This is a genomic window from Lishizhenia sp., assembly GCF_033720595.1.
GTDB lineage: Bacteria > Bacteroidota > Bacteroidia > Flavobacteriales_D > Crocinitomicaceae > Lishizhenia.
In genome coordinates this window covers 1-3376 of record NZ_JAWWCF010000252.1, presented here as the reverse complement: position 1 = coordinate 3376, position 3376 = coordinate 1, and the positions used below count along the sequence as shown (strand labels likewise).

The following is a 3376-nucleotide window of genomic DNA, read 5'->3' as shown; positions in this document are numbered from 1 at the left end:
GCAAGAACTAATTGCGAAGCAAGTATAGCAAAGGAGAACGTAAAGTTTTTATGGTTTGAGGGATGTGAGGGATTTGAGGGATTTGAGGGATTTGAGGGATTTGAGGGATTTGAGGGATTTGAGGGATTTGAGGGATTTGAGGGATTTCCTCGCAGAGCTCGGAAAAATATTGTAAATTACTATCTCAACCTAAATTTAAACAATGTCAACTTATTCAAGCTTTGAAAACTTAGAAGTATGGAAACTGGCAAGAATTCTAAACACTGAATTATACAAAGTTCTCAATAATAAATTAGAGTTTTCCAATGGTTATTTAAAAAACCACTTACTCAAAACCTCTGGAAGCATTATGGACAATATCGCCGAAGGATTCGAAAGAGAAGGCAATAAAGAACTCATACAATTTCTTTTCATTGCGAAGGGAAGTGCTGGAGAACTTCGCTCACAACTCATCAGAGCCATGGACTTTAACTTTATCACTCCTATTGAGTTTAATGAATTGACAGATCGTCTTAGGTTCATCTCAATACAACTAAAACACTTCATTAAGTATCTAAAAACAACTTCACATAACGGAAATAAATATAAAAAGTAATCCTTCAAATTATCAAATCTTCAAATTTTTCAAATTAAGTGTGTAACTTTTCATTTACTTGTCAGTCTTACTTACAAGCATCGCTGCTATTATGACGGTAAAAGAGTACAATAACGCTGTAGATTTATATTCCGATGGGATATACAGATTTGCTATTAAACATTTGAGAAATGAAATGTTGGCCGATGACGTTGTACAAGAAACTTTTGCCAAAGTTTGGCAAAAACATGAGGACATCCAAGGTACGAAAGTAAAGAGCTACTTATTCACAACGGCTTACACAAGTACTCTTGATGTTATTAAAAAAGAAAAACGCAGTGGTGATATGGAAAATGTAAGTCAACAAGAAGTGGGAAGTTCCAATATTCCTAATTTTGATATTCAGGAACATTTAGAACAAGCACTAGGTACTTTACCTGAAGTTCAAAAATCTGCTGTGTTGTTGCGCGACTATGAAGGATACAGTTACGATGAGATTGCAGATATATTAGAATTGAACGCAAGTCAAGTAAAGGTGTACATTTTTAGAGCAAGAAAAAGTTTAAAGGCGTATTTAAAACGCATAGATATATTAGTATGATAACCAAAGAAAATTACGAGCTATTTTACATGGATTACCTTGAAGGTGATTTAGACCCTGCTTTGACGCAGGAGCTTGAAGCTTTCCTTGTGCTTCATCCTGAATTGCAAGTGGAAGATGATTTTCTGGATCCTATAGCAACTCCACAAATCGCTTACTCGAATAAAGCAGCTTTAAAATTCGAGGCGCTTCCTAGTTTTGATAAAATGTCTAACGAAGATAAAATTATCGCCTACCATGAAGGAATTTTAACGAAGGAACAGTCAAGCCTAGTTGAACAACTTGTGGCAAGTTCTAAGGCATTACAGGAAAGTTTTCAGCATTATGCTCAAGTTTACCTCAATCAAAACACACTAACATATCCGAATAAAGGAAAACTGAAGAGAAAGTCGACAATAATTTTGTGGCCCGCTTTAGTAGCAGTTGCTGCGAGTTTCACCTTATTATTCATGATGAATACGCAATTAGACACTCCGGATGTTCAACACGCTCGTGTGATTCCCGCTCAAAAAGACACAAATAAAATCAATACACCGGAAGAAAAAGAAGAGTTACCTGTCATTACTATGAAGGATGATAATCCAATTCGTACAAAAGGACAAGAAACTATCTTGACACAAATTACAGCTTCGGAAACTAATGGCAAGAAGAAAAATAACGCGTTAAGTAATAAAAACGAATTGCAACAAGGAGCCCTACCTAAAGAAAAGCAAACTCCTACAAAGAGTATTGAAAAAACAGGAACTACTCACCTACCTCAAAATCCATCACTTAACGATGATGAAGTAAAAACACAGCCTGTTGAACACGTAGAAATTAACACTACACCAAACAACAAGGCGATGAATAATAACAAGGAGAACGGCACTTATCTAGAAAACGCCTTACCTCCACTTGTGGATTACGCTTTAAACAAAGTCAGTAAAAAGACAGGGAAAAAGCCAATTGAAATAAAAAAAGAGGAGAACAAATCTCTTTTCAAAGGAAGGTTTAAAATAAAAATTGGTGCAATAGAATTAAAGAAAAACTAAAACCACTTCATACCGGCAGGATGTCGGATAAATTTCGAAAAAGTTCAGCTTAGCAGTTGAACTTTTTTTATGCCATATTCATTTCTCCACCTCATGTTCATGATAGTGAAGTATTTATCCTTATACAGGCAAATCAACATTACGATTGAACTCTGCCCCTGATAGAAAGGGCACCCCGCAGTGCAGCACGGTTTATTTTTATGCGCGCTCACAGGCGACCAAGAGAAGCCTGATGAAGTGTTTAAAAATTTCCTTGATGCGCAAGGAGTATACTGAATAGCAGGTAAAGGCAGCATAAACCAAAGTCAAAACCGTCTCAATCCCTAATAAAAACAGAGGCTTGCGCTAATACGGGTATGAATTGTAAAAAAAATAATTTAACCTGTAACAAATGCGTGACTAGTGAGTCTTACATACAAACACTACAACAATTGAATTCAGTTAAAAAATTAGAAAAGATGAAAAAATTTATAGTTATAGCAATTTTGAGCGTTTTAGGTGGCGCTGCATTTGCACAGGAAGATCCAGATACTTTAACGGTGAAAATCGGGAATAAAGTAATTATCATTAAAAGCGGTGAAAACGAGGAGGTGGTAATTCAAACAGATGAAAACGATAGCACTTTCCAAGGAGAAATTAATGAAGATGATTTTGAAGTTCCGAAAAAAAGAAAAAGTGAAGCAAACTGGTCAGGATTAGAAGTTGGTGTGAATACTTTTGTAAATCCGAGTTACAAAGCAGACTTTCCCAATGCTCAGTTCTTAGAAATTGATCCTTCAAAATCATGGAATTGGAATTTGAACTTCATGGATGGAAGGTTGGACATTATAAAAGGTTATGTAGGGATCACATCTGGATTGGGGTTAAACGTAACGAACTTCAGTTTTAGAAACAACTATATCTACAACTATTCTCCAGACCAAATTACGGCGGAGATGGACACCCTTGCAGACTACAGTAAAAACAAGTTGCGTATGACTTATTTGACCGTGCCTTTACTCTTAGAATTTACAACAAATCGCGAAGATGATGACAACTTTTATTTCAACGCAGGTATTGTAGGTGGAGTAAAATTGATTTCGAAATTGAAAAGAGAAACAGATACGGATGGCTACCAAAGAAAGTTCTCTGAAAAAGGAGATTACGGTACGAATCCTTTCAAAGCCGATG

Annotated in this window: 5 protein-coding genes; all 5 read left to right on the top strand. The window is 35.9% G+C overall.

Translation table 11 applies throughout. The features are described 5' to 3' along the window. A partial coding sequence (locus R3333_RS13510; protein ID WP_318959303.1) for a hypothetical protein occupies nt 1-225 on the top strand: 225 nt, incomplete at its 5' end. Further along, on the top strand, nt 203-595 hold the full coding sequence (locus tag R3333_RS13505) for a four helix bundle protein (protein WP_318959302.1): 393 nt from the start codon (nt 203-205) through the stop codon (nt 593-595). The genes R3333_RS13510 and R3333_RS13505, both read left to right, overlap by 23 nt. Before the next feature lie 58 nt (nt 596-653). After that, nucleotides 654-1175 carry an RNA polymerase sigma factor gene (locus R3333_RS13500; RefSeq protein WP_318959301.1) on the top strand — a complete coding sequence of 174 codons (522 nt, stop codon included), beginning with the start codon at nt 654-656 and terminating at the stop codon, nt 1173-1175. Then, a complete protein-coding gene (locus R3333_RS13495; RefSeq protein WP_318959300.1) occupies nt 1172-2206 on the top strand; it encodes a hypothetical protein in 1035 nt (344 codons plus the stop codon). The genes R3333_RS13500 and R3333_RS13495 overlap by 4 nt, the downstream gene beginning before the upstream one ends. Before the next feature lie 458 nt (nt 2207-2664). After that, the coding region (locus R3333_RS13490) for an outer membrane beta-barrel protein (protein ID WP_318959299.1) at nt 2665-3376 on the top strand (712 nt) is incomplete at its 3' end.

What these genes read in the sequence shown, in the direction of transcription:
- R3333_RS13505 (WP_318959302.1), top strand. Translation starts at nt 203, where the DNA reads ATGTCAACTTATTCAAGCTTTGAAAACTTAGAAGTATGGAAACTGGCA.
- R3333_RS13495 (WP_318959300.1), top strand. Translation starts at nt 1,172, where the DNA reads ATGATAACCAAAGAAAATTACGAGCTATTTTACATGGATTACCTTGAA.